The following is a 3295-nucleotide window of genomic DNA, read 5'->3' as shown; positions in this document are numbered from 1 at the left end:
GCCAGTCCATCAACCTGCACCGGGGCACTTGGCACGGGGTGCTCGCCCCGCTGGGAGCGCCCGGCCAGTACATCGTGGTCGACCGCATCGGACAGACCCCGAACCTGGAAGAACACTGGTTCCAGAACCCCTACACCGTGGTTTCAGACTAACCACACACACCGAAGCCGCCAAAAAAGAAGCGGCAAGATCCCCATGACCGACAGGAGAAGACATGGCTGACACTTCCATTGGGACGCCGGCACAGCTGCGCGACCCGAATTACACCCCGCCCTTACACAAGGCGATCCCGCTGGGCATCCAGCACGTGCTGGCGATGTTCGTCTCGAACGTGACGCCCGCGATCATTGTTGCCGGTGCCGCCGGGTTCGGTTTCGGCTCCAATTCGCCGGATTTCCCTGAGCTGCTGTACCTAATCCAGATGTCGATGCTGTTTGCCGGCATTGCGACGCTGCTGCAGACCATCACCTTGGGTCCGGTTGGCTCGGCGCTGCCGATTGTGCAGGGAACCTCCTTTGCCTTCCTGCCGATCATGATCCCGCTGGTTGCGGGCAAGGGCGTGGACGGGCTGGCCGCCCTGTTCACCGGCGTCATCGTGGGTGGCATCTTTCACGGTATGCTCGGCACGGTGATCGGCAAGATCCGCTTTGCCCTGCCGCCGCTGGTCACCGGCCTGGTGGTGACGATGATCGGTCTGGCGCTGGTCAAGGTCGGCATCCAATACGCCGCAGGCGGGGTGCCGGCCATTGGCACACCGGAATACGGCTCGCTGCTGAACTGGTCGGCGGCGCTGGTGGTAATCCTGGTGACCCTGGGCCTCAAGTTCTTCACCAAGGGGATGCTCTCGGTCTCTGCCGTGCTGCTGGGTCTGATCGTGGGTTATGTCTATGCGCTGATGACCGGCATGCTGACCTTCGAGGCGATTTCCGGCTCCTGGTCCGGGGCCTCCGCCTTTGCTCTGCCGCAGCCGTTCAAATACGGCTTCGAGTTCTCCGCCGCCGCCATCATCGGCTTCTGCCTGATGAGCTTTGTCTCTGCGGTTGAAACCGTCGGTGACGTTTCCGGTGTGACCAAGGGCGGCGCAGGCCGCGAGGCGACCGAGGAGGAAATTGCAGGCGCGACCTACGCCGATGGTATGGGCACCGCTTTTGCCGGCTTCTTTGGCGCCTTCCCCAACACCTCCTTCAGCCAGAACGTCGGCTTGATCGCGATGACCGGGGTGATGAGCCGCCATGTTGTGACCTGCGGTGCCATCTTCCTGATCGTCTGCGGCCTGGTGCCCAAAGTGGGCGCGGTGATCCGCACCGTGCCGATCGAGGTGCTGGGCGGCGGTGTGATCGTGATGTTCGGCATGGTGGTTGCGGCTGGTGTGTCGATGCTGTCGGACGTGGACTGGAACCGCCGCAACATGGTGATCTTTGCGATCTCCCTGTCCATCGGCCTTGGCTTGCAGCTGGAACCCGGCGCACTGCAGCACATGCCGGACACCGCGCGCATCCTGCTGACCAGCGGCCTGCTGCCGGCGGCGCTGATTGCCATCGTTCTGAACCTGCTGCTGCCGCAGGAACTGACGGGTGAGGCGACTGAGGAAGTCTCCGGCGGGCTAAGCGGCCACGGCCGCGGGTCGTTGCCGCATGAGGACCGCGCCTGACGCAAGCTGCATGAATTGAAAGCAAGAGCCGGCCCTTGATGGGCCGGCTTTTTCGTTGCGGCCTCAGCCAGTCAGCCCGTGTAAAACCACCAGACCGGGCAGCCAGCCGGTGAAGATCCCGCACAACAGCGTTGCCATGGCGGTCAGCCGGGGGTTTCCGCGCCTGAGCGCGAGGTTCAGAAAATACAGGAACCAGAGCCCGGACCAGGCGGCCCAGCAGGCGGCCAGCCAGACATCGAATAGCCCCTCCGCCTGCGCCAGCACGCGCAACGCCATGGGCGCCGCGGTCAGCGCCACAAACCCGCTGAACCAGCCCAGACCCTCGCCGCTGGAGGAAACCGCGCGGTTGTAGGCAATCCACAGATAGGTGGTGCCGAACAGCAGGGTCATGCCCGCATCCAACAGGTCTGCCGGCTGCCGGGCATCAAGGGCAATCAGCAGAATGATGGCAAAGAACACCAGCGCCGCGACCGCATTGATCAGAATGATTTCCCGGTCCTGGATCCGGTCGGCTTGCCAGACGCCGTTCAGGCACAGCACCACGCCGACCACCAGCAGGCTCAATCCCAGAAACATGTTTGGAGTCCCTCAAAGAAAAAACAGGAGAGAGGTACACCTCTCTCCTGCCGTTCCGCTATGCGGATATTTGCAGAATGTGTTTCTGGCTGGGACTTAGAAATCGACCTCGATAGCGATGCCTTTTTCAACCGCCACTTCAACCACGGAGGCCGCGACGGCCAGATCCTGCAGGCCGACGCCGGTGCCGTCGAACAAGGTGATCTGGTCGTCCGAGGTGCGGCCCGGGTTGGTGCCGTTGATGATCGCGCCAATTTGGGCCACGTCGCCCTTCTGGATCAGGCCCTGCGCAATTGCATGCTGCGCCTCGCCGATGGAGACCGACTGGGCGACCTCATCAGTGAACACGTCTGCTGCGACCAGCAACTGCGGATCGACTTCCTGCTTGCCTTTGGTATCGGTACCCATGCAGGCAATGTGGGTGCCGGGGCTGACCTGATCCGCCTTCAGGATCGCGTCGAAGGACGAGGTGATCGAGACGATCACATCCGCCTCCCGCATGCCGTCCAGTTCGACCGCTTCAAATGGCAGGCCGACCTCGTCTGCCACTTCCTGAAGGTTCGGCAGCATCTCCGGGTGCAGATTCCAGCCGATGACCTTTTCAAACTGCCGCTGCTCCAGTGCAGCGCGCAGCTGGAACTTGGCCTGATGCCCTGCGCCGATCATGCCGATCACCTTGGCGTCCTTGCGGGCTAGATGTTTGATCGACACCGAGGACGCTGCCGCCGTGCGCAGCGCGGTCAGCAGGTTGCCGCCCACCATCGCCTTCACTTTGCCGGTGTCCGGGTCGAACAGGAAGACGGTGGACTGGTGATTGATCAGCCCGCGCTTTTCCAGGTTGTTCGGCCAGTAGCCGCCGGCCTTCAGCCCAAGGGTCAGGCCTGCGCGGTCAAAGCCGCCCTTGAAGCCGTAAAGCGCATCTTCATGGCCGATCGCCTCGCGCACGACGGGGAAGTTGTAAGCATCGCCTGCGGCCATTGCGGCAAAGACCTTCTCGACCGCGTCGAACGAGGCTTCGCGGGTCACCAGGTCCGCAATCGCCTTTTCCGGAACGATATACATGTCTGT

The 3295-nt window shown here is 62.8% G+C and carries 4 protein-coding genes; 2 read left to right on the top strand and 2 right to left on the bottom strand.

Annotated features, from left to right (window positions below):
- On the top strand, positions 1-152 hold a 152-nt coding region (locus A2I95_RS28425; protein ID WP_291735310.1), incomplete at its 5' end, for an ureidoglycolate lyase.
- A 62-nt stretch (positions 153-214) separates the two neighbouring features.
- Positions 215-1651 carry a nucleobase:cation symporter-2 family protein gene (locus A2I95_RS28420; protein WP_291735306.1) on the top strand — a complete coding sequence of 479 codons (1437 nt, stop codon included), beginning with the start codon at positions 215-217 and terminating at the stop codon, positions 1649-1651.
- A gap of 63 nt (positions 1652-1714) precedes the next feature.
- Here the strand turns inward: A2I95_RS28420 and A2I95_RS28415 are convergent, their stop codons facing one another.
- Complete coding sequence (locus A2I95_RS28415) at positions 1715-2227, bottom strand: AmiS/UreI family transporter (protein ID WP_291735304.1); 513 nt, start codon at positions 2225-2227, stop codon at positions 1715-1717.
- 96 nt (positions 2228-2323) lie between these two features.
- A complete protein-coding gene (gene bhcD, locus A2I95_RS28410) occupies positions 2324-3289 on the bottom strand; it encodes an iminosuccinate reductase BhcD (protein WP_291735308.1) in 966 nt (321 codons plus the stop codon).
- Between the last annotated feature and the right edge of the window lie 6 nt (positions 3290-3295).

The organism is Leisingera sp. F5 (assembly GCF_001593695.1).
Note: the sequence above shows the minus strand (reverse complement) of the source record. Positions and strands in the feature narration are given on the sequence as shown.